Annotated in this window: 16 protein-coding genes; 9 read left to right on the top strand and 7 right to left on the bottom strand. The window is 66.3% G+C overall.

What is annotated here, in order from left to right:
* Positions 1 to 123: 123 nt before the first annotated feature.
* From AB2N08_RS21835 to AB2N08_RS21825, 3 genes are all read right to left on the bottom strand, one after another.
* Positions 124 to 1,827, bottom strand: coding sequence for a hypothetical protein (locus tag AB2N08_RS21835; RefSeq protein ID WP_367613010.1), 1,704 nt, complete (start codon positions 1,825 to 1,827; stop codon positions 124 to 126).
* A gap of 59 nt (positions 1,828 to 1,886) precedes the next feature.
* A complete protein-coding gene (locus AB2N08_RS21830; protein ID WP_367613009.1) occupies positions 1,887 to 2,288 on the bottom strand; it encodes a response regulator transcription factor in 402 nt (133 codons plus the stop codon).
* 77 nt (positions 2,289 to 2,365) lie between these two features.
* Positions 2,366 to 2,593, bottom strand: coding sequence for a DUF3820 family protein (locus tag AB2N08_RS21825; RefSeq protein WP_367613008.1), 228 nt, complete (start codon positions 2,591 to 2,593; stop codon positions 2,366 to 2,368).
* A gap of 62 nt (positions 2,594 to 2,655) precedes the next feature.
* On the opposite strand from AB2N08_RS21825, the gene AB2N08_RS21820 reads away from it, so the two are divergent.
* Entirely contained in the window at positions 2,656 to 3,075 is a 420-nt protein-coding gene (locus AB2N08_RS21820; protein ID WP_367613007.1) for a DUF1810 domain-containing protein, read from the top strand.
* An 11-nt stretch (positions 3,076 to 3,086) separates the two neighbouring features.
* Here the strand turns inward: AB2N08_RS21820 and AB2N08_RS21815 are convergent, their stop codons facing one another.
* Together AB2N08_RS21815 and AB2N08_RS21810 are read right to left on the bottom strand one after the other, a co-directional pair.
* Positions 3,087 to 3,509 (bottom strand): DUF7684 family protein, encoded by a 423-nt coding sequence (locus AB2N08_RS21815; protein WP_367613006.1) that lies wholly within the window; start codon positions 3,507 to 3,509, stop codon positions 3,087 to 3,089.
* A 71-nt stretch (positions 3,510 to 3,580) separates the two neighbouring features.
* Positions 3,581 to 3,973, bottom strand: coding sequence for a MerR family DNA-binding transcriptional regulator (locus AB2N08_RS21810; RefSeq protein WP_367613005.1), 393 nt, complete (start codon positions 3,971 to 3,973; stop codon positions 3,581 to 3,583).
* Positions 3,974 to 4,037: 64 nt separating this feature from the next.
* Between AB2N08_RS21810 and AB2N08_RS21805 the strand changes: the two genes are divergently transcribed.
* A complete protein-coding gene (locus AB2N08_RS21805) occupies positions 4,038 to 4,964 on the top strand; it encodes an alpha/beta fold hydrolase (protein ID WP_367613004.1) in 927 nt (308 codons plus the stop codon).
* Between the two features lie 7 nt (positions 4,965 to 4,971).
* Here AB2N08_RS21805 and AB2N08_RS21800 read toward each other — a convergent pair whose 3' ends face one another.
* Positions 4,972 to 6,540 carry a hybrid sensor histidine kinase/response regulator gene (locus AB2N08_RS21800; RefSeq protein ID WP_367613003.1) on the bottom strand — a complete coding sequence of 523 codons (1,569 nt, stop codon included), beginning with the start codon at positions 6,538 to 6,540 and terminating at the stop codon, positions 4,972 to 4,974.
* A gap of 87 nt (positions 6,541 to 6,627) precedes the next feature.
* Entirely contained in the window at positions 6,628 to 7,638 is a 1,011-nt protein-coding gene (locus AB2N08_RS21795; RefSeq protein ID WP_367613002.1) for an NADP-dependent oxidoreductase, read from the bottom strand.
* Positions 7,639 to 7,814: 176 nt separating this feature from the next.
* On the opposite strand from AB2N08_RS21795, the gene AB2N08_RS21790 reads away from it, so the two are divergent.
* From AB2N08_RS21790 to AB2N08_RS21760, 7 genes are all read left to right on the top strand, one after another.
* A complete protein-coding gene (locus AB2N08_RS21790) occupies positions 7,815 to 9,254 on the top strand; it encodes an NYN domain-containing protein (RefSeq protein WP_367613001.1) in 1,440 nt (479 codons plus the stop codon).
* A 126-nt stretch (positions 9,255 to 9,380) separates the two neighbouring features.
* On the top strand, positions 9,381 to 9,809 hold the full coding sequence (locus AB2N08_RS21785) for a hypothetical protein (RefSeq protein WP_367613000.1): 429 nt from the start codon (positions 9,381 to 9,383) through the stop codon (positions 9,807 to 9,809).
* A 72-nt stretch (positions 9,810 to 9,881) separates the two neighbouring features.
* Entirely contained in the window at positions 9,882 to 11,351 is a 1,470-nt protein-coding gene (locus AB2N08_RS21780) for a sodium:solute symporter (protein WP_367612999.1), read from the top strand.
* Between the two features lie 29 nt (positions 11,352 to 11,380).
* Entirely contained in the window at positions 11,381 to 13,237 is a 1,857-nt protein-coding gene (gene sppA, locus AB2N08_RS21775) for a signal peptide peptidase SppA (RefSeq protein ID WP_367612998.1), read from the top strand.
* Positions 13,238 to 13,515: 278 nt separating this feature from the next.
* Complete coding sequence (locus tag AB2N08_RS21770) at positions 13,516 to 14,829, top strand: efflux RND transporter periplasmic adaptor subunit (protein ID WP_367612997.1); 1,314 nt, start codon at positions 13,516 to 13,518, stop codon at positions 14,827 to 14,829.
* Positions 14,830 to 14,980: 151 nt separating this feature from the next.
* Positions 14,981 to 18,076, top strand: coding sequence for an efflux RND transporter permease subunit (locus tag AB2N08_RS21765; protein WP_367612996.1), 3,096 nt, complete (start codon positions 14,981 to 14,983; stop codon positions 18,074 to 18,076).
* A complete protein-coding gene (locus AB2N08_RS21760; RefSeq protein ID WP_367612995.1) occupies positions 18,073 to 21,351 on the top strand; it encodes an efflux RND transporter permease subunit in 3,279 nt (1,092 codons plus the stop codon). Before AB2N08_RS21765 ends, AB2N08_RS21760 begins: the two co-directional genes overlap by 4 nt.

Genomic DNA, 21,351 nt, shown 5'->3' with positions numbered 1-21,351 from the left:
ACAGGCCGAGATCAAAAATCAGGGATGTCTATTCTGATGCGACAGTCAACAAGATTATTCCGGACAGCAGTGCGCCTCTGCGGGAACGACGTGCTGGAATTTGTGGCCAAGGGACTCACCCCCTCACCGCAAATCGTGCAGCGCCATCCCGCCGAAACTCGTCCACGTCCCGAACACGCTTTCAAGCTGCGGCAGCAGGCGCATCAGCGCGCCCTTGTCGGCGTGGAAGCTGGCGTCGGCCGCGTCGATGTCCTGGCTCGCGGCCAGCGCATACGCCTGCGCCTTGTCGTGCGCGGCCGGCACCTGCAAGAGCAGCAGGATCTTCTGGCCGCCCAGTTCGAACACCAGCAAGTCCCCGCGTGCGCCTGGCGGGCGGCGCTCGTAGCGGCGCTGCACGCCGGCGCCGATCGGGCCTGCGTCCAGTGCCACGCGCACCGTCTTGCCATGCAAGGCGCCCCAGTCCAGGAACGGCACGGCCAGGCGGTAGATCTGCTCGGGATCGGTGCGCGGGCTCTTGACGGTCAACATATCGGCGTACTTCGCCAGCCCATCCAGCAGACCGGTCTTGCCGGCCCACCAGTGCGGCACCACGAAGTCGAGCGTCAGCTTGCCGCCCGCCTGGTGCAGCGCGGCCGCCAGCTCCAGGTAGCGCCGGTCGCGCTGCGCCTGCGGCAGCACGTGGGCCGGCAGCGCATACGGCTCGATGTGGTACTGGACACCTTTTAGCCGGGCACCATCGGCAGCGGCGGCATTGTAGGCGGCGTAGGCGCGCATGCGCGCGACGGCGCCAGCCTGGCCAGCGGGCAGCACCATCTCGGGCGCGCCTTCCATGGCGCTGACGGCGATGCCGCGGCTGCCGGCCTGGCGCACAAACGCGCCCAATTGCGCGGCGTCTGCCACCGCGCCGTCTTTCAGTGGCACCGTGATGAAGACCGCGCCGATCTTTTGTTCGGCCGCCCAGTCCAGCAGCGGCGCAGCGCGCTCGCGCCATTCGTTCGGGCTCCAGGTCCAGGTCGCGCGCGGCGCGGCAGCCGGATCGGCATCGCCGGCCGCTTCCAGCGTCAGCGCGTCGAGCGTCAGCGTCGCCGCGCCTTGCGGACAGGCCAGCGTGACCTGGCGCCAGTTGGCGCGATCGAGTTGTTCGGGCAGGGCGAAGCGCGCTGTCTGCACGCGCTGCCCGGCGTCCAGGTAGCCCAGGTCGAGCGCCGCTTGTGGCTTGGCCGACGCGCCATCCTGGATGCGCATGGCGAAGCGGCCCGTGCCCGAAAATGCCCCCTGCAGCACGGCGTGTGCGCGCGGCATGAACCAGGGACCGAGCAGCGCGACTCCCGCGGGTCTGGCGCCGGCGCGGCAGGTCAGGTACAGGCGGCCATCCTTGAGATTGGCGTTGATGCGCTCAGTGTCGCCATGGGTGCGCGTCTGCATGGCCCCTAACAGGCTGGCGCCGAACGGCATCGGGGTTTGTGGCCGCGGCGCCGGCTGGTCGCTCACCAGCGTGTGTTCGCTGACGCTGAACGACTTGCCCTTGTCGGCCTCGATCCCGCGCAGCAGGATGGTCTTGCCGGGACGGGCGTCAGGCGGCAGGAAGTGCAGCGCCTGCACGCCCGTGACTGACGCCGGCAACGGCAGCATGCGGCAGTTTGCCTGCGGCTTGCCGGGTTCTTCGGTGACGATGGCATGCAGGACGGAACCGTCTGGCGCCGTGGTTTGCGCGGTGATGGCGCCAGGCGAGACGACGGGCGTGCCGGGACACAGCTGCAGGCTGGCAGCCAATGCGGGCGTGGTCGATAGCGAGAGTAACAACAGGAGGGGGAGCGAACGGGACATGACTTGATTTTAAGTCAATAGTCCGATCTGGCGCGTACGGTTCAGCGCCGGCCGTCCCGTCAGGCGTCGTGGATCTTGAGCAGGCGCCGCACGCGCGCCATCAATTCATTGGGCTGGAATGGCTTGCTGACGAAATCGTTGGCGCCGGCGTCCAGCGCGCGCACGGTATCGCGTTCGGTGTTTTTCGCGGTGAGCATCAGGATAGGCACCGCGACCCAGTCGGCCCGCGCACGCGCCAGTGCGACGAGCTCGAACCCGTCGAGGTAGGGCAGCATCACGTCGAGCAGGATCAGGGCCGGCGCTTCGGTGGCGGCGGCGATGTGCTCGCTCGCGGCGCGGCCATCGGCCAGGTGGATCACGCGGTAGCCCTGGCGCTCGAGCATGAAGCGCAAAACCTGGGCGATGTGGTCATCGTCCTCGACAACCAGGACCAGTGGCGATGATGCGTGTTCGTTCGGCATGATGAACTCGTGAAGGAATGTCCGATTATACCGATGCGCCTGCCTGATTTGCCACATGAATTGCTATAAAGAATCAACTAACTGCGCCGGTTGGCCGGGTGTCGCAATGGATCGAGCAGGCCACGCAGATCGTTGTGATCGAGTTCGTACATCAAGGCCAGCAATTGGCCCAACTCGCCGCGCGGAAACCCTTCGCGCGCAAGCCAGCCAAGGTAGTGGCCGGGCATGTCGGCGATCTTGCGGCCTTTGTATTTACCGTAAGGCATTTCTCGAACGAGCAGGAGGGCTAAATGGTCGGCATTCATCGTGCGGCACTTTAGCAAACAACGGCGACGTTGTAGCATTTCGATGACAAAGGGAGGGCATCATGGACAATCATTTCGATCTCGACCGTTTCGTGCAGGCGCAGGATCCGGTCTACCCCGCCGTGCTCGCCGAGCTGCGCGCCGGCCACAAGCGCACGCACTGGATGTGGTTCGTGTTTCCGCAAATCGCCGGCCTGGGCACCAGTGCGATGGCGCAGCGCTACGCGATCGCATCGACCGACGAGGCGGCGGCGTATCTGGCGCACCCGGTGCTGGGGCGCCGCCTGCGCGAATGCGCCGGCATCGTCGCCGCGCTCGACAGCGACGATGCCGGCGCCATTTTCAGCCATCCGGACGAGCTGAAATTTCATTCGTCGATGACGCTGTTCGCCGATGTGGCGCCAGATGAGGCGGTGTTTCAGGCCTGCATCGACAAATACTTCGAAGGCCAGCCCGATCCCGAAACGCTGGCCCGGCTGTAGCACGCGCAGGCTCAGGCCTCGGCCAGCTGCGCCAGCAGTTCGTCTGGCCGCCCGCGCATGGCCACGTGCAGGATGACGGCCGTGGAAAGACGCAGCGCCGGGTGGCTGGCGCGGTGGCGCGCGAACCAGAACACTTCGTCGAGATCTTCGTCGGCGTGCTGCGACACCGTCACGATCTGTTCGGGCGGGATGTCGTCGTAGTCGAACGCTTCGAGTGCGGCGTCGTCGACGGCGTCGTGCCAGCTCTCGCATTCTTTGCCCCAGGCCAGCATGCTGCGGCAGCCGCTTGTTACCAGCCAGCGCGCCACCTCCCAGCGCCACATCTCGTCGCTGTCGTCGTCGATCACGACAATGGCCATGAACGGCGCCAGGTGACTCAGGTCGGGCAGGGCGTCGTGGGGCCGCAGTTGCAGGTAATGGGCTTTGGCTTGCATGGTGTTATCGCGGTGTCGGTAAAGCCGTCATTATCGCAGCAAGCAGCGGCCGCCGCGCCAGGCGCAGGCGTTCAGTCGGCCGGCACGCCGCTGCCGTCGACCAGCATGGCGCGCAGGCGCGCGCGCCGGTGTTCGAGCTCGCTCATCTCGGCCTCGATCGCGGCCAGCAGCTTGCGGCGCGCCGGCGCGGTTTCCGGGCACATCGCGGCGCCGTCGACGGCCAGCATGCAATTCGGGAATGCCGCAATGTTGGCCAGGCTGAACCCGGCCGCGATCAGGCGGCCGATCTGGCGCACCTGCGTGACGGCGATCACCGGGAATACCCGATAGCCATTGTCGGCCCGGCGCGATGTCAGCAAACCCTGCGCATCGTAATGACGAATCGAGCGCACGCTGGCGCCGCTGCGGCGCGCCAGTTCGCCGATCGACAGCGGGCCAGGTTCTTCGGATGGCATTGCACGCATTTCGCTTGACCCTCACACTAATGTCAGGCTCGAGGATAGCATTTCATCGACTCCGGAGTACATCATGTATCTGTTTTCTTCACGCATCCGGGCCCACGCCCTGGCGTCCTTCCTGTTGGCCGCGCTGCTTGCCGCATCGTCGTTATTGCACGCGGCGCCCCGGCACTTTACCGTCACTGCGCCCGACGGCGTGGTGCTCGCGGTCCAGGAATCCGGTAATCCGGCCGGGCCGGCCATCGTGCTCATTCACGGCCTGCTGGGCAGTCACATGAACTGGGAGGCGCAGCGCGCCAGCCCGGCCCTGCAGGGTTATCGCCTGATCAGCTATGACCTGCGCGGGCACGGCCGCTCCGGCCAGCCGCGCGATGCCAGGGCCTACAGCGAAGGCCGGCGCTGGGCCGACGACCTGGCGGCCGTCATCGCCGCCACCGGCGCGCACAAACCGGTGCTGGTCGGCTGGTCGCTGGGCGGCGTGGTGATCTCCAATTACCTGGCCGCGCACGGCGACGGCCGGATCGGCGGGGCGGTCTATGTCGATGGCGTGATCGAGATGGGCCACCCCGAGCAGATTGCGCCGCACCCGGCGATCTATCGCGATCTGAACGCGGACGACCTGGCCACGCGGCTGGATGCGCAGCGTGCCTTCCTGGCACTGTGCTTCGCCACGCGGCCCGGCAAGGCCACGTTCGAGCGCCTGCTGGGCGCCGCCGCGATGGCGTCGTGGGACATGCAGGCGGCCGTGTTTGCGCTCGATGTGCCGCTCGGCGGCCTGGCCAGGACGCAGGCGCCGGTATTGCTGCTGTATGGCGCGCGCGATGCGCTGGTCAACGCCGAACCTGCCATGGCGCGCGTGCGCCAGCTCAATCCGCGCGCGACCCGCATTGTCTATGCCGGGTCGGGCCATGCGCCGTTCGCCGAGGAGCCCGAGCGCTTTTCACGTGACCTGGCGCGGTTTGTCGATGCTGCCGCAGCGCGCGGCGCACAACGGTGACAGAGGGTTAGCCGGCGCCGTCGAGCAGCGCGTACAGCTGCGCGATATCGATCGGCTTGACCAGGTGATGGTCGAATCCGGCCTGCAGGATCTGCTGGCGGTCGCTGTCCTGGCCGTAGCCGGTGATGGCGACCAGCAGCGCGCGGGCCGTACCGGGCCGTGCGCGCAGGCGTCGCGCCAGTTCCAGGCCGTCGATGCCGGGCAGGCCGATATCGAGCAGGCAGGCCTGCGGTGGGTGGTCAAGCGTGGCGTCGAGTGCCTCGAGCGCCTCGAGCGGATCGTGTTCGACCTGGACCTGGTGGCCGTTCGCTTCCAGCAGCATCGACAGGATGACGGCCGCGTCGACATTGTCATCGACGACCAGTACGCGCAGTGGCGCCGCCGTGGATGCCGGCTGCTCATTGGGCGCCGGCGCCGCCACCGGGGGCGCATGCAGCCCCGGCAGGCAGACCGAGAAGCGGCTGCCCTGGCCCGGCCCGGCGCTGTCGCAGGCGACCACGCCGCCGTGCAGTTCGACCAGGCTTTTTACGAGCGCCAGGCCCAGTCCCAGGCCGCCCGATGAGCGGTCCGAGGCGCGCTCGGCCTGGGTGAACAGTTCAAAGGCGCGTGCCGCCAGCTCGGGCGCCATGCCGATCCCGTTGTCCAGCACATCGATGCACAGCCAGCCGTCGCGCCCGAAAGCATTGACGCCAAGGCGACCACCATCGGGTGTGTACTTGGCAGCGTTGCCCAGCAGGTTCGCAATCACCTGCACGAGGCGCTTGCGGTCTGCCTGTATCTGCGTGCCGTGCGGCGGCAGATTCAGCGCCAGAGAATGGCCGCGCGATTCGATCAGCGGCGTGACCTGTTCGACCGCTTCGTGCAGCACGGCGCCGACGTCGAGCAGGGCCTGGTCGAGTTCCACCAGGCCGCGCGTGACGCGTGAGACGTCGAGCAGGTCGTCGATCAGCGCTGTCATGTGCCGCACCTGGCGCCCGATGATCTGGCTGGTGCGCGCGAGCACGTCTTCATCGAGTGTCGTGCGCTGCAGCAGTTCGGCGGCCGCGCCGATTGGCGCCAGCGGGTTGCGCAGCTCGTGCGACAGCATCGCCAGGAATTCGTCCTTGCGGCGGTCGGCTTCGCGCAAGCGTTGTTCGCTCTCGCGCAGCGCCGCTTCCGACTTGAGCTGGTCAGTAACATCGATATTGCTGTGCGAGATGCACAACAGTTCACCGTCGGCGCCGAACACCGGCGTGCTGGTCGCGGTCCAGAAGCGTTCTTCGAAGATGGTCTCGCCGTTGGGCAGCACGATCGGGATCGGATAGCGGATCGCGGGCAGGGTATCGGGCTGGCTGCTGGTGCGGACCTTGGCCAGCGAGTCGCGCAGGCTCGCTTCGCCAACGTCTGCCGGATCAGCGGGGTCGCCTGGAAAGGCCTTGAACAGACTGACACCCACCAGTTCATCGCGGGTGCGCGCCGACGCTTTCAGAAAGGCGTCGTTGACAGCCAGGATCGTCGCGTCGGGCGTCGGCGACAACAAGTAGTGCCCGAACGGCGATCGGTTGAAAACAGACTCGAACAGGGTCGTGGTCAGCATCGTTGTTCGATAAACGGTAGCAAAAGGTTAAATAATTATAGGCCACATTTGACGTGCAGCGTGACAAGTCAGGATTGTGGCCTGTGATTATTCTGCGACGCGCACGACCAGCTTGCCGAAGTTTTTCCCTTCGAGCAGACCGATGAATGCTTCCGGCGCCCGGTCCAGCCCCTCGACGATATCTTCGCGGTAGCGCAACGAACCATCCCTGATCCAGTCGGCGGCCTCTTTCAAAAAGGTCGGCTCGAGCCGCTCGGCGAATTCGTTCTGCAGGAAGCCGCGCACGGTCAGGCTCTTGAACAGCGTCAGACTGAGGTCGATCGAGGCGCCCGCGCCGGCGTCGTTGTAGTGCGAAACCAGCCCGCACACGGGAATGCGCGCAAAGTTGTTCAGAAGGGGTTTGACCGCCTCCAGCACCTGGCCGCCGACGTTCTCGAAATACACGTCGATGCCGTCCGGGCAGGCCCTTGCCAGTTGCTCGGCGAAGTCCGGCGCGCGATGGTCGACCACCGCGTCGAATTTCAGTTCGTTCTTCACGAACGCGCATTTCTCGGGCCCGCCGGCGATGCCCACCGCCCGGGCGCCCTTGATACTGGCGATCTGGCCGACGACCGAGCCGACGGCGCCGCTGGCTGCCGCCACCACGACCGTTTCACCTTGTTTCGGCTTGCCGATTTCCAGCAGGCCGGCATAGGCCGTAAAGCCCGGCATGCCCAGCACGCCGACGGCAGTGGACACCGGTGCGGCGGCCGGATCGACGCGGCGCAGGTTGCTGCCGTCCGAGATGGCGAACGCTTGCCAGCCCGAATACGCTACGACGATCTCGCCTTGCGTCCAGTCAGGGTGGTTCGACTGCTTGACGCGGGCGACGGCGCCGCCGATCATCACGTCGCCAAGCTGCAGCGCGGCCGCGTAGGTGGCGGTGCCGTTCATGCGGGTGCGCATGTACGGGTCGAGCGACAGGTACAAGGTCTCGAGCAGCAGCTCGCCGTCACCCGGCGTGGGGATCGGCGCGTCTTCGATGTGGAAGTTGTCGGTCGTTGGCTTGCCCTTCGGGTGCGAGGCAAGCACGATGCGGCGGTTTGACGTTGCGGACATATCGGGGTCTCCATGGAAGCGGTCGGATGCGACAGCATAGAGAGTGTTTGCGGATCGTGCCCACGCGCCAGGGCGGACACCCGGGATTGACCGCTCGGATTCGCCAGAAGGCGTGAAACGGATGGGCGTGCGTATAATCGCCGTACGTTTGCCTTATCACTACCGAAAAAAAACTCATGGCCTCTTCTTCCGACAACATCAGCATGGCGGTGTTCTGCGACTTTGAAAACGTCGCACTGGGCGTTCGCGACGCCAACTACGAAAAATTCGACATCAAGCCGGTGCTGGAACGCCTGCTGCTCAAGGGCAGCATCGTGGTCAAGAAGTCGTACTGCGACTGGGACCGCTACAAGGGCTTCAAGGCGCCGATGCACGAAGCGAACTTCGAGCTGATCGAAATCCCGCACGTGCGCCAGTCGGGCAAGAATTCGGCCGACATCCGCCTCGTCGTCGATGCCCTTGACCTGTGCTACACCAAGTCGCACGTCAACACCTTCGTCATCATCAGCGGCGACTCCGACTTCTCGCCGCTGGTCTCGAAGCTGCGCGAAAATAACAAGCAGGTGATCGGCGTCGGGGTCAAGCAATCGACCTCCGACCTGCTGGTGGCGAACTGCGACGAATTCATCTTCTATGATGACCTGGTGCGCGAGCAGCGCCGCACCGCCGCCAAGCGCGACGAGCGCAAGGCCGCGCCGCAATCGCGCCGCTCGAACGCCAACACCGCTAACAACAGCAATGTCGGCGACGACAAGCGCAAGGAAGAACTCGAAGCGCGCAAGGTGCAGGCGCTCGACATGGTGGTCGAGACGTTCGACGCCCTCACGTCCGAACGCGGCGACACCGGCAAGATCTGGGCGTCACTGCTGAAGGACACGCTCAAGCGCCGCCGTCCCGACTTCTCGGAAACCTATTACGGCTTCCGCACCTTCGGCAACCTGCTTGAAGAAGCGCAGACGCGTGGCCTGTTCGAATTCGGCCGCGACGAAAAATCGGGCACCTATGTGTTCCGCAGCGCGAATGCGGCCGGCGTCGCCGCCAGCCAGGAAGCCTCGCAGGACGGCACGCAAGCGCCGGACGCCGTGGTCCAGGACATGCTCGACGCCGCAGCGCCGGTCGAGGGCGGCGACGAGCCGGTCAAGGCCGACGGCCGTCGTGGCCGTGGCCGCGGTGGCCGCAAGGGCGGCAACCGCAACGAAGCGTCCAATGTGCCAGCGCTGCTCGAGCCGGTGGCATACGAGCCGCAGGCCGAGCCCGAGCTGTTCGAAGAGCCTGCATCGCAGCCGACCCTGGTCGTGAGCGACGCCGAGCCGGTCGAGGCTGAAGAAGCACCGGCGCCGGTGGAGAAAGAACGTCGCCGCGCGCCGCGCAAGCCGTCGGCCAAGAAGCTGGCGGAGCAGGCCGCCGCCGAAGCCGAAGCCGCGGCGGCAGCCGAAGCCGAAGCGCAGGCCGTTGCCGCAGCCGCCGCCGAGGTCGAGGAAGAAGCCGCACCGGAGCCAGAGCCCGAAGCCGAAGCCGCCAAACCATCGCGCACCAAGGGCGCCCGACCGGCGCGCAAGGCGGCGCCGCGCAGCCGTCGTCCGGCCAAGCCGAAAGCCGGGTCCGACAACGGTTGATCGCCAGGTAGAAGCCACGCGCGGCAGCAGTGCGCCGCGCGCGGATCGACGATGCAATAATCACAGCGCCTGCCCGGTCCTCTGGCAGGCGTTGTCGTTTGATGGAGCCTGGCTGTGGAGCCTTGCATGCGCGCACTTGCCGCTGTGTTCCTGCTGTCCTGCCTGGGCGGACCCGCGTTCGCCGCGCCGGCGGGCGTCGCCGCCGATCACCCGATCGTCGGCATCTGGCGCCTCGACGTGCCGGACGCTGGCTGCGCCGAAACCTACCGCTTCCGCGCCGACGGCACCACGTTCGTCACCAGCGCGGCCGAAGTCTCCGAGAGCGTGTACACCATCCCGCCACAGCCCGACCAGCAGGGTTTCTATCGCCTGACTGATCGCATCACCAAAGACAACGGCAAGCCCGATTGCGGGGGCAACGTCATGAAGCCCGGCGCCCAGGTCATCAATTTCATCCAGTTCCACCCGTCGCGCACGCTGTTTCTGATGTGCGCCGACCAGACCATGCAAACCTGTATCGGGCCGTTCCGGCGCGTGCGCGGCGAAGAGGTCTGATCGTGCGTTGCCTGGCTGCCCGCGTGCCCGGCAGTGTATATTGCTGGGCAAAACGACCTTCCCCGGCTTGTCATGTCCCCGCTTCTCCTGTTCTGCATCCTCATCGGCTACTTCGCCCTGCTTCTCGCCGTGGCCTGGGCCACTTCGCGCGGCGCCAACAACGACAGCTTCTTCATCGGTAACAAGAGCAGCAACTGGATGCTGGTCGCGTTCGGCATGGTGGGCACCACGCTGTCGGGCGTGACGTTCGTCAGTGTGCCGGGCGCCGTCGGCGTCGACGGCTTCGGCTATGCCCAGATCCTGATCGGCTATGTGATCGGCTACCTCGCCGTGACCTGGCTGCTGCTGCCGCTGTACTATCGCCTGCAGCTCACCTCCATCTATCACTACCTCGACGTGCGCCTGGGCCGGCGCGCCTACCAGAGCGGGGCGGGGTTCTTCATCATCTCGCGCCTGCTCGGCGCCACCGCGCGCCTGTACCTGGTGGTGAACATCCTGCAGGCGATCATCCTCGACAGCCTGGGTGTGCCGTTCTGGCTCAGCACCCTGGTCGTGCTCGGGATGATTTTGCTGTACACCTACCAGGGCGGCGTGAAAACCATCGTCTGGACCGACACGCTGCAAACGACCGGCATGCTGTTCGGCCTGTTCGCGTGCGCCTGGTTCCTGCTGGACGAATTGAACCTGTCTGTGCCGCAAAGCCTGGACCAGATGCGCTCGAGCGGCCTGGCGAACATCTTCACGCATGACGTCAACAGCCCAAACTTCTGGCTCAAGCAGATCGTGGCCGGCGCCCTGATCACCATCACCATGACGGGCATGGACCAGGAGATGATGCAAAAGACCATCTCGGTCAAGACGCTGGCCGACTCGCAAAAGAACCTGCTGGCGCTGACCGCCGTGCTGGTCGTGGTACTGCTCTCGTTCTTGTTCCTCGGCGGCTTGCTGTACCTGTACGCGCCGACAGTGGGCGTAACCGCCACTGGCGACAAGATCTTCCCGGCCGTCGTGATGGGCCACCTGCCGCCGGCGCTGCAGATCATCTTCTTGATCGCGCTGATTTCGGCGCTGTTCCCGAGCGCGGATGGCGCGATCACGGCGCTGACGTCGTCGACCTGCATCGACCTGCTTGGCATCAAGCGCCGCACCGACCTGACCCAGGCCCAGGCCGAAGGGCTGCGCCGCCGCGTGCACCTGGGCTTCGCCGGGCTGTTTTTGCTGCTCGTGATGGGCTTCAAGGTGGCCGACAACCCGAGCATGATCGGCGTGATCCTCAAGCTCGCGGCGTATACCTACGGCCCGCTGCTTGGCCTGTTCGCCTTTGGCATGTTCACGGCGCGCGTGCCACGCAACCGCCTTGTCCCGCTGGTCACGATCGGCGCGCCGGTCCTGTGCGCGATCCTTGAGTACAATCAGGCGTATCTGCTCGGTTCATACCGGCTCGGGCTGGAACTGCTGATGATCAACGGCATCCTGGTGTTCGCGGGGCTGTACGCGATTTCGCTGCGCGCCCAGGCCCGTCATCCCATGCAGTCCGCTTAATTTTTGCATTCATCTTTTATGGAGTTTCGATGGCCTTCAAGCCCCTGAGTGCCTTGCGGCGCGGGATCGTCATGGTGTGGACCGCGCTCGACGTGACCCGCCGCACCTTCGTCAACCTGCTGTTCCTCCTGCTCGTGATCATCGTGGTCTCGCTGTTCTTCAGCGGCGGCGCCAAGCCGCTGTCAAGCAAGACGGCGCTGGTGCTCGAGATCCGGGGCGACCTGGTCGAACAGTACGAAACCACGCTGCGCGACACGGTGCTCGACAACGTCGGCGGCGATTCCAAGCGCACCGTGCGCCTGCGCGACGTGATCGTCGTGCTCGACGCCGCAGCGCGCGACCCGAACATCTCGAGCGTCGTGCTGCTGCTCGACGAGATGCAGGGCGGGGGCATGGCCATGCTGCGCGAGATCGGCGCTGCCGTCGACCGGGTAAAGAAGAGCGGCAAGACGGTCGTGGCCTGGAGCGGCCAGTACGACCAGAAGCGCTACCTGGTCGCCTCGCACGCCAGCGAAGTCTATGTCCACCCGATGGGCATGGTCATGATCGAAGGCTTCGGCGGACGCCGCAACTACTACCGCGACGCGCTCGACAAGGTCGGCGTCACGGTCAACCTGATCAAGGTTGGCACCTACAAGAGCGCCGCCGAGCCGTATATCGCCAACGGCCCGTCCGATGCCGCGCGCGAAGCCGACGCCTATCTGTACAACGCCATGTGGTCGGGCTACACGGGCCTGGTCGAGAAAAACCGCAAGCTGCCCGATGGCGCATTGGGGAGCATGATCGAGTCGCTGCCGGAGCGGATGGAAGCGGCCGGCGGCAGCGCCGCCAAGGTGGCGCTGCAGGCAAAGCTGGTCGACGGCCTGAAAACCCGCGACGAACTGCGCGACCTGATGATCAAGCGCGGCGTGCGTGACGACGACATCAAGTCGTTCCGCCAGATCGGTTTCTATGACTACCTGGCGCGCAATCCGCAGAAGCAGTTCGGCGACGCGGTCGGCGTGGTGGTTGCTGCCGGCACCATCACCGATGGCGACGGCGGTCCAGGCGTGATCGGCGGGCGCGGTATGGCCAACCTGATTCGCCAGGCGCGCGAGGACGACAATATCAAGGCGCTCGTGCTGCGCGTCGATTCGCCCGGTGGTAGCGCCTATGGCTCCGAGCTGATCCGGCGCGAGCTCGAGCTGACGCGCGCCGCCGGCAAGCCGGTGGTGGTGTCGATGGGCAGCGTGGCGGCGTCCGGCGGCTACTGGATCTCGATGGCATCCGATGAAGTCATCGCCGACCCGGCCACCGTCACCGGTTCGATTGGCGTGTTCGCGCTGCTGCCGACGGCCGACAAGGTCGCCGCGAAGCTGGGCATCCACACCGACGGCGTGACCACGACCTGGCTGGCCGATGCCTACAACCCGCTGCGCCCGCTCGATCCGCGCTTCCAGCAACTGGTCCAGTCGAGCATCAACAACGTCTACAGCGACTTCACCACCAAGGCCGCCGCCGCGCGCAAAACCACGCAGGCGAAGATCGACGAAGTGGGGCAGGGCCGCGTCTGGACCGGCGTCCAGGCAAAGGAACGCGGCCTGGTCGACCGCCTGGGCGGCTATAACGATGCGCTGGCGTCGGCCGCCGGCCGCGCCAAGCTGGGCAAGGATTACCGCGTCGTGTATGTCGAGCGGCCGGTCACGCGCGTCGAGCGCTTCCTGCAGATGGCGGGCGCCTCGGCGGTGCAGGCCATGAACATCCAGGTCAAACTTGGCCTGATCGAGAACGCGATCCCGGCCGGTCCGGTCAACCAGGTGGCGGCCGACATGGCCTTTTTGTCCGAACTGACCGACGAGCGCAAACCGTTCGCGGCGGTCACGCACTGCTTCTGCGGCAACTGGTAGGCTACGGCGATGCTACCAATGTAATGACTTTGTAACTGATTAATACAGGGCCCAGACGGGCGCGGAGCCGCGGTTTCGCGCCCGTTGTACGTCTACTGCCGCCATTGCGGGGCTAACCGTGTAAATCGGCGTTAAGTGAAGCGACACGCTGCCGTTTGAAGCCCGGCGCGTTCCGTATTCAATGTACGTTACGAAACATTCCGTATGAAACTCGCATGCTAAAGTCATTGTGAGCCGTAGTGCGTAGCACGCATTCACAAAAAACGACAAGGACAAGCATGGACCAGCATTCCCCGACCCCTCCCGCCACCACCCGGCCAGCGCGCACCCGGCGCACCCGCCTGATCGGCGGCACGATCGCCGTGCTGTCGATGGCGGCGCTGGGCTACCTGGCCTGGACGCTCATCAACCCTGCGCCTGCCGGGCCAGGTGGACCAGGCGGCGCGGGAATGTCTGCCGGTGGTCCTGGCGGCGGTGGCGGCGCACGTGGTCCTGGTGGGCCTGGTGGTCCGGGCGGTGGCCGGGGCGGCCCGGCGACGACAGTTGGTACCGCCACCGCGACCCAGGCCGATATCCCGGTCACGCTCGAAGCGCTGGGCACGGTGGTGCCGGCCGCGATCGTGACGGTGCGCCCGCAGGTGTCGGGCGTGGTCCAGAAGATCCACTTCACCGAAGGCCAATTGGTCAAGCCGGGCCAGGTCCTGGCCACGATCGACCAGCGCCCGTTCCAGATGGCGCTGCTGCAGGCACGGGGCCAGCGCCAGCGCGACGAAGCGCAGCTGGAAAGCGCGCGCGTCACGCTCAAGCGCTTCCAGACCCTGCTCGAACAGGATTCGATCGCGCGCCAGGAAGTCGATACGCAGGCGGCACTGGTCAAGCAGCTCGAAGGCACGGCGACCATCGACCGCGCCGCCGAGGGCACGGCCCAGCTCAATCTCGACTATGCCACGGTGCGCGCACCCATCGGCGGGCGCGTCGGCCTGCGCACGGTCGACGTGGGTAACCTGGTCAGCAGCGGCGACACCGCAGGCATTGCCGTGATCACGCAACTGGCGCCGATCGACGTCGAATTCGCGGTGCCGCAGGATGGCCTGCCGGTGCTGCAGCAACGCATCACGCAAGGCGCGAAGCTGCCGGCGACGGCGCTGGACCGCACGCGCACCGAGGCGCTGGCCACCGGCAGCTTCATCGCGCTCGATAACCAGGTCGACACGTCGACCGGCACCGTGCGCGCCAAGGCGCGCTTTGCCAATACGGACGCCAGGCTGTTCCCGAGCCAGTTCGTCAACCTGCGCCTGACGGTCAACACGATCCAGGATGCGGTGCAGGTGCCGGTGACGGCGCTGCGCCATGGCACCGACGGCGATTTCGTGTATGTGCTCAATGCCGAAAAGCGTACCGTGGCGCTGCGCACCGTCAAGCGCGGGCAGGCCACGGTCGACAAGGTGCAGATCGTCAGCGGTTTGAAGGCGGGCGAGCAGGTGATCACCGAAGGTGCCGACCGCTTGCGCGATGGCGCCAGCGTGGTGCTGCCGACCGACAAGCCGGCCGCGCGTGGCGCAGGCCGTCCGGCGCGGGGAGCGCAGCAATGATGGTATGGGATTCGGCCCGCGCCGCTGGCACGTCGTTCCCGCGGAGGCGGGAACCCAAGTGTGCATGCGCTGCCACCAGCGCGCACAGCATCGGCGGCTTTACGGACTTGGGTTCCCGCCTGCGCGGGAACGACGGTCATGGGGGAGCCGCGTGAGCCCCTCCACCCCCTTCATCCAGCGTCCGGTCGCCACCGCCCTGTTGATGCTGGCGATCGTGCTCTCGGGCCTGGTCGGCTACCGCTTCCTGCCGCTCGCCGCGCTGCCGCAGGTTGACTTCCCGACCATCCAGGTGCAAACGCTGTATCCCGGCGCCAGCCCGGAAGTCATGGCGCGCACCGTCACGGCACCCCTCGAACGCCAGTTCGGCCAGATGGCCGGCCTGACCCGCATGAGTTCCACCAGCGCCGCCGGCGTGTCGATGGTCACGCTGCAGTTTGCGCTGGGCGAGACGCTCGACGTGGCCGAGCAGGAAGTGCAGGCCGCGATCAATGCTGGCGGCTCGCTGCTGCCGACCGACCTGCCGGCGCCGCCGGTCTACGCCAAGGTCAACCCGGCCGACGCGCCGGTGCTGACCCTCGCGATCACGTCCGACACGCTGCCGCTGACCGAAGTCCAGAACCTCGTCAACACGCGCCTGGCGTTGAAAATCAGCCAGGTCTCGGGCGTGGGCCAGGTCTCGCTGTCGGGCGGCCAGCGCCCGGCCGTGCGCATCCAGGCCGATACCGACGCTCTTGCATCGTATGGCCTTGGCCTGGACACGCTGCGCACGGCGATCACCGCCGCCAACGCCAACAGCGCCAAGGGTAGCTTCGACGGCCCGACGCGCTCGTACGCGATCAACGCCAACGACCAGCTGGTCACGGTGCCAGACTATCAAAACCTGATCGTCGCCTACCGCAACGGCGCGCCGGTCAAGTTGCTCGAAGTGGCCAAGGTTGTCGACAGCGCCGAGAACGTGCGCCTGGGCGCCTGGGCCAATATGAAGCCGGCCATCATCCTGAACGTGCAGCGCCAGCCGGGCGCGAATGTCATCGCCACGGTCGACGCGATCAAGGCGCGCCTGCCCGAGCTGCAGGCCGGCCTGCCGGCCGCACTGCGCATGGACGTGCTGAGCGACCGCACCACGGGCATCCGCGCCTCGGTCAAGCACGTGCAGATCGAACTGGTGCTGGCCGTGATCATGGTGGTGCTGGTGATCTTCGCCTTCCTGCACGACCTGCGCGCCACGGTGATCGCCAGCCTGGCCGTGCCAATCTCGCTGATCGGCAGCTTCGGCGTGATGTACCTGCTTGGGTACAGCCTGAACAACCTGTCGCTGATGGCGCTGACGATTGCCACCGGCTTTGTCGTCGACGATGCGATCGTCATGATCGAGAACATCGCGCGCTATATCGAAAAGGGCGAAGCCCCGATGGCCGCCGCGATCAAGGGCGCCACGCAGATTGGTTTTACCATCATCTCGCTGACCGTTTCGCTGATCGCGGTCTTGATTCCGCTGCTGTTCATGGGCGACGTGGTGGGGCGCCTGTTCCGTGAATTCGCCGTTACGCTGGCCATCACGATCCTGATCTCGGGCGTGGTCTCGCTCACGCTCGTGCCGATGATGGCCGGGCGCTGGCTGCGCAGCCACGAGCAAGAAAAACCGAGCCGCTTCGCCGTCAAGTTCCAGGCCTTCTTCGATCGCGTGATTGCACGCTACGACGTGATGCTGGGCTGGGTGCTGAAGCGCCAGGGTCTCACCTTGCTGGTGGCGCTGGCCACGGTGGTGCTCACTGCCGTGATGTGGATCATCATCCCGAAAGGCCTGTTCCCGACCCAGGACACGGGCCAGCTCCAGGCCCGCGTGCAGGCACGCCAGTCGATCTCTTACACTGATATGGCCAAGCTGCAGCAAGAAGCAGCGCGGGCAATCATGGCCGACGAATCGGTCGCCTCGGTGGCCTCGTACGTCGGCGTCGATGCCGCCAACAACACGATGCTCCATACCGGCACCATGCTGATCAACCTGAAGGCCGATCGCGGCAACCAGGCTGACACCATGCAGCGGCTGCGCGAGCGCGTGGCCAACGTCGCCGGCCTGCAGTTGTTCCTGCAGCCGACCCAGGATTTGACGATCGACGCCGAAAGCGGCCCGACCCAGTACCGCCTGTCGGTCGAAGGCGCCGACACCGATCTCGTGAACGAGTGGGCGCGCAAGCTCACGCAAAAGATCGGCACCTTGCCCGAGCTGCGCACCGCCGTCACCGATGCCGGCGCGACCGGCGCCGCCGCCTTTATCGACATCGACCGCGACACTGCATCGCGCCTGTCGATCACGGCTGCGTCGATTGACGATGCGCTCTACAGCGCCTTCGGCCAGCGCATCGTCTCGACCATCTTCACCGAGACCAACCAATACCGCGTGATCCTCGAAGCGCAGCAGGACAAGGCGATGTCCATTGCCGCGCTGGGGCGGCTGCAACTGCGCACCGGCTCGGGCGACTCGACGCCCCTGTCGGCGGTGGCCACCATCAGCGAACGCCAGGCGCCGCTGCAAGTGATCCACGTGGCGCAGTATCCGGCGGCCACGGTGGGTTTCGACACCGCGACCGGCGCCTCGCTGGGCGATGCGGTCAGCGCGATCCGCGCCGCCTCAGTGGACATCGGCATGCCCGCCTCGGTCAGCCTGACATTCCTGGGCGCGTCCGGCGCCTACGAATCCTCGCTGTCGAACCAGCTGTGGCTGATCATGGCGGCTGTCGTGTGCGTGTACATCGTGCTGGGCGTGCTGTACGAAAGTTATATCCACCCGCTGACCATCCTGTCGACGCTGCCGTCGGCCGGCGTGGGCGCGCTGCTGGCGCTGTGGGTCAGCGGCCAGGGGCTGGGCGTGATCGGCATCATCGGCATGATCCTCCTGATCGGCATCGTCAAGAAGAACGCCATCATGATGATCGACTTCGCCATCGAGGCCGAGCGCGAAGAGGGCAAGTCGCCACTGGACGCGATCCGCCAGGCAGCCTTGCTGCGCTTCCGTCCGATCCTGATGACGACGCTGGCGGCGCTGTTCGCGGCGGTGCCGCTGATGCTGGGCACGGGCGAGGGCGCCGAGCTGCGCCGCCCACTGGGCCTGGCAATGTTCGGCGGCCTGGTCCTGAGCCAGCTCCTGACGCTGTTTACCACGCCGGTGATCTATCTTGCATTCGACCGCACCGCGCGTCGCCTGATGGGTAAGGCGCCCCATAAAACCGAGGGAGCCGGCGCATGAACCTGTCGCGCCCCTTCGTCGAGCGGCCGATCGCCACGGTGCTGCTGACCATCGGTATCGCGCTGGCCGGCATCGCCGCGTACTTCGTTCTGCCGGTGGCGCCGCTGCCGCAGGTCGACTATCCGACCATCTCGGTGTCGGCGTCGCTCCCCGGCGCCAGTCCCGATACGATGGCATCGAGCGTGGCCACGCCGCTGGAGCGGCGTCTCGGGGCCATTGCCGGCGTCAATGAAATGACGTCGAGCAGCAGCACCGGGTCGGCGCGCATCAACCTGCAGTTCGAACTGAATCGCCAGATCGATTCCGCCGCGCGCGAAGTGCAGGCGGCGATCAGCGCCTCGCGCGCCGACCTGCCGGCCACGCTGCGCAGCAATCCTACCTATCGCAAGGCCAACCCGTCAGATGCGCCGGTACTGATCCTGGCACTGACGTCCGACACCAAGGCGCCGGCCGAGATCTTCGAATCGGTCTCTAACCTGGTGCAGCAGCGCCTGGCCCAGGTCAAGGGCGTCGGCGAAGTGGAGATCGGCGGCGGCTCGCTGCCGGCCGTGCGCGTGGAGCTGGTGCCGTATTCGCTGAATCGCTATGGCGTCTCGGCCGAAGACGTGCGCGCTGCGATCCAGGCCACCAACCCCAATCGCCCGAAAGGCGAGATCGAAAGCAGCGGCAACCGGCTGCAAATCTACTCGCAGCCGGCCGGCGGCGATGGCCGCAGCGCCGCCGATTACAAGGATCTCGTGGTCGCCTGGCGCAATGGCGCCGCCGTGCGCCTGTCGGACGTGGCGACCGTATTCGATGGCCCCGAGAACATCTACACGCTGGGCCTGTTCAATGGCCAGCCGGCCGTGATCGTGCTCGTCACGCGCCAGCCCGAGGCGAACGTCATCGAGACCGTGGACGGCATCCGCGACCTGCTGCCGTCGCTGCAGGCGCAGCTGCCGGGCGATATCAAGCTGGCGATCGCGTCGGACCGCACCAACTCGATCCGCGCGTCGCTGCACGAGATCGAATTCACCCTCGTGCTGTCGATCGTGCTGGTGGTAGCGGTCGTCAGCGTGTTCCTGCGCAGCCTGCGCGCGACGGTGATCCCGGCGGTGGCCACGGTCGTGTCGCTGCTGGGCACCTTCGGCGTCATGTACGCGCTGGGCTTCTCGCTCAACAACCTGTCGCTGATGGCGCTGACGGTGGCCGCCGGCTTTGTCGTCGACGATGCCATCGTGGTGCTGGAAAACACGGCGCGCCATATCGAGAACGGCATGGACCGCATGTCGGCCGCCCTGCTCGGTGCGCGCGAAGTGGGCTTTACCGTGCTGTCGATTTCGCTGTCGCTGGTGGCGGTGTTCATCCCGCTGCTGTTCATGGGCGGGCAGGTGGGCCGGCTGTTCCGCGAATTCGCCGTGACGCTGTCGGCGGCGGTGATGATTTCGCTGGTGATCTCGCTGACCACGACGCCGATGATGTGCGCCTGGCTGCTGCGCCCCGAAGACAAGGACAAGAAACCGGGGCGCCTCGCGCGCTGGTCCGAAGGCGGTTTCTCGCGCGTGCTGCGCGTCTATGAACACGCGCTCGACTGGGCGCTGGCCAGCAAGGTGCTGGTGATGATCATCCTGCTGTTTACGGTGGGCCTGAACATCTACCTGTTCGCCAATGCGCCGAAAGGCTTCTTCCCGCAGCAGGATTCAGGCCAGATGAACGGCGGCATCCGCGCCGACCAGAGCATTTCGTCGCAAGCGATGCAAAAGAAGATCTACCAGCTGGTCGAGATCATCCGCAGGGATCCGGCGGTCGAGACGGTCGTGGCCTTCACCGGCGGCGGGCGCGCGGGCGGCGGCTTCATGTTCATCAACCTGAAACCCGTGAGCGAACGCGATGTGGCGGCGCAGGCCGTGATCGCGCGCCTGCGTCCGCAAATGGCGAAGGTCACCGGCATCTCGATCTTCCTCAATCCGGTGCAAGACCTGCGCATGGGCGGGCGCTCGAGCAACTCGACGTACCAGTACACGCTCAAGAGCGACAATGACGAGGACCTCAAGCTGTGGGCCGGCAAGCTGGCCGAGGCGATGAAGGCGCAGCCGGCGCTGGTCGACGTCGATACCGACCAGGCCGAAAACGGCGTGGAAACCTATGTCACGATCGACAAGGAGAGCGCGGCGCGGATGGGCATCACCACGCGCGACGTGACCAATGCGCTGTACAACGCCTTCGGCCAGCGCCAGGTCGCCAACATCTACGATGAGCTGAACCAGTACCACGTGGTGATGGGCGTCGCGCAAAAGTATGCGCAGTCGCCCGAAGCACTGAAGGACGTGTACGTGCCGGCGCGGCCGACCGGAACCGGCAACGTGGTCTCGTCCAGCACCGGCACGGCCGCCGCCGCCGGCGCGGCGGGCGCTTCGACGTCGTCGAGCTCGAGCCTGACGGCGGCGCGCGATCCATCGGGCGGGCAGGCGCTGGCCGACAGCGCCGCCACCATGGTGCCGCTGTCGGCGATAGCCACCTTCGCCGAGAGCGCAACGCCCACCTCGGTGAGCCATCAGGATGGCGAACTGGCCACCACCGTGTCGTATAACCTGAACCAGGACTTCACGCTGACCGACGGCGAAGCGGCCGTGCGCCAGGCCGAGGCCGACATCGGCATGCCGACCAATGTGCGCGGCAGCTTCCAGGGCACCGCCGCTGCGGCGCAAGAGTCGAGCAAGGAGCAGCCGCTGCTGATCCTGGCCGCCATCGTCGTCATCTACATCGTGCTGGGCATTTTGTACGAAAGCCTGATCCACCCGATCACCGTGCTCTCGACGCTGCCGTCGGCCGGCGTGGGCGCCGTGCTGGCGCTCTTGATGTTCAAGATGGAGTTCTCGATCATCGCGCTGATCGGCGTGTTCCTCCTGATCGGTATCGTGAAGAAGAACGCGATCCTGATCATCGACTTCGCCCTCGAAGCCGAGCGCGCCCGGGGACTCAGCGCGATGGAAGCGGTGCGCGAAGCGTGCATGCTGCGCTTCCGCCCGATCCTGATGACGACACTGGCCGCCGCGCTGGGCGCGCTGCCGCTGGCCATCGGCTTCGGCGAAGGCTCCGAATTGCGCCGCCCGCTGGGCATCGCCATCATCGGCGGCCTGGTCGCGAGCCAGCTCCTGACGCTGCTTACCACGCCGGTCGTGTATGTCTTGCTCGACAAGCTGCGCACCCGCAAACCCGATGAACACGCGCTGACCCGCCATCCGCACGACGTCGATCCGACGCCGGGGGCCGGTCCATCGCTCGCCAAACATTGA

Source organism: Massilia aurea, assembly GCF_040790145.1.
In the GTDB taxonomy this organism is placed as follows: Bacteria; Pseudomonadota; Gammaproteobacteria; order Burkholderiales; family Burkholderiaceae_D; genus Telluria; species Telluria aurea_C.
This window is presented reverse-complemented; position numbering and strand designations above follow the sequence as displayed.

Coding starts and splice junctions, on each gene's coding strand:
- AB2N08_RS21835 (WP_367613010.1), bottom strand. CDS start 1,827: ATGTCCCGTTCGCTCCCCCTCCTGTTGTTACTCTCGCTATCGACCACG.
- AB2N08_RS21830 (WP_367613009.1), bottom strand. CDS start 2,288: ATGCCGAACGAACACGCATCATCGCCACTGGTCCTGGTTGTCGAGGAC.
- AB2N08_RS21825 (WP_367613008.1), bottom strand. CDS start 2,593: ATGAATGCCGACCATTTAGCCCTCCTGCTCGTTCGAGAAATGCCTTAC.
- AB2N08_RS21820 (WP_367613007.1), top strand. CDS start 2,656: ATGGACAATCATTTCGATCTCGACCGTTTCGTGCAGGCGCAGGATCCG.
- AB2N08_RS21815 (WP_367613006.1), bottom strand. CDS start 3,509: ATGCAAGCCAAAGCCCATTACCTGCAACTGCGGCCCCACGACGCCCTG.
- AB2N08_RS21810 (WP_367613005.1), bottom strand. CDS start 3,973: ATGCGTGCAATGCCATCCGAAGAACCTGGCCCGCTGTCGATCGGCGAA.
- AB2N08_RS21805 (WP_367613004.1), top strand. CDS start 4,038: ATGTATCTGTTTTCTTCACGCATCCGGGCCCACGCCCTGGCGTCCTTC.
- AB2N08_RS21800 (WP_367613003.1), bottom strand. CDS start 6,540: ATGCTGACCACGACCCTGTTCGAGTCTGTTTTCAACCGATCGCCGTTC.
- AB2N08_RS21795 (WP_367613002.1), bottom strand. CDS start 7,638: ATGTCCGCAACGTCAAACCGCCGCATCGTGCTTGCCTCGCACCCGAAG.
- AB2N08_RS21790 (WP_367613001.1), top strand. CDS start 7,815: ATGGCCTCTTCTTCCGACAACATCAGCATGGCGGTGTTCTGCGACTTT.
- AB2N08_RS21785 (WP_367613000.1), top strand. CDS start 9,381: ATGCGCGCACTTGCCGCTGTGTTCCTGCTGTCCTGCCTGGGCGGACCC.
- AB2N08_RS21780 (WP_367612999.1), top strand. CDS start 9,882: ATGTCCCCGCTTCTCCTGTTCTGCATCCTCATCGGCTACTTCGCCCTG.
- sppA (WP_367612998.1), top strand. CDS start 11,381: ATGGCCTTCAAGCCCCTGAGTGCCTTGCGGCGCGGGATCGTCATGGTG.
- AB2N08_RS21770 (WP_367612997.1), top strand. CDS start 13,516: ATGGACCAGCATTCCCCGACCCCTCCCGCCACCACCCGGCCAGCGCGC.
- AB2N08_RS21760 (WP_367612995.1), top strand. CDS start 18,073: ATGAACCTGTCGCGCCCCTTCGTCGAGCGGCCGATCGCCACGGTGCTG.